This is a genomic window from Luteimonas huabeiensis HB2, from assembly GCF_000559025.1.
Classification (GTDB): Bacteria; Pseudomonadota; Gammaproteobacteria; order Xanthomonadales; family Xanthomonadaceae; genus Luteimonas; species Luteimonas huabeiensis.
In genome coordinates this window covers 1-510 of sequence record NZ_JAAN01000073.1, presented here as the reverse complement: position 1 = coordinate 510, position 510 = coordinate 1, and the positions used below count along the sequence as shown (strand labels likewise).

Annotated in this window: 1 pseudogene; it reads left to right on the top strand. The window is 71.0% G+C overall.

Going from position 1 to position 510, the window contains the following annotated elements:
• Nucleotides 1-122 precede the first annotated feature (122 nt).
• A pseudogene (locus tag Z164_RS22245) lies at nt 123-510 on the top strand (PfkB family carbohydrate kinase); the annotation flags it as partial.

Sequence of the window (510 nt, the reverse complement as noted above, 5' to 3'; positions counted from 1 at the left end):
AAGCGCCGCCCGGCGCCGCTTTTGGTCGCGCGCGGCCGCCGCCGCGGCTCGCCCCGGGCGCCCCCCGGCGGACGACCGGGGCCGGGCCGCGGGGGCCGGCCTGGTGAGCCCGGCGCGAGGCGGTGTTAATCTACATCCTCAACGTCTCGTTCCTGGTGCCGCGGATGCGGCGCGAGTTCGGCGGCTGCGCGGGCAACATCGCCTACAACCTCAAGCTTCTGGGCGGCGACCCGATCCCGATGGGCACCGTGGGCCAGGACTTCGGCCCCTACCGCGCGTGGTTCCAGGAGCTGGGCATCAATCTCGACTACGTGCGCGAGATCCCCGAGCTGTTCACGCCGCCTGGTGGGCCCGGACGGCCGCGACGGCATGCTGCAGAACGCGCGCGAGTTCTCCGAAGGCGGCATTCCGTTCGTGTTCGATCCCGGCCAGGCGATGCCGCTGTTCAACGGCGAGGAGCTGCGCGGGTTCATCGAACTCGCCGATTACGTGATCGTCAACGACTACGAG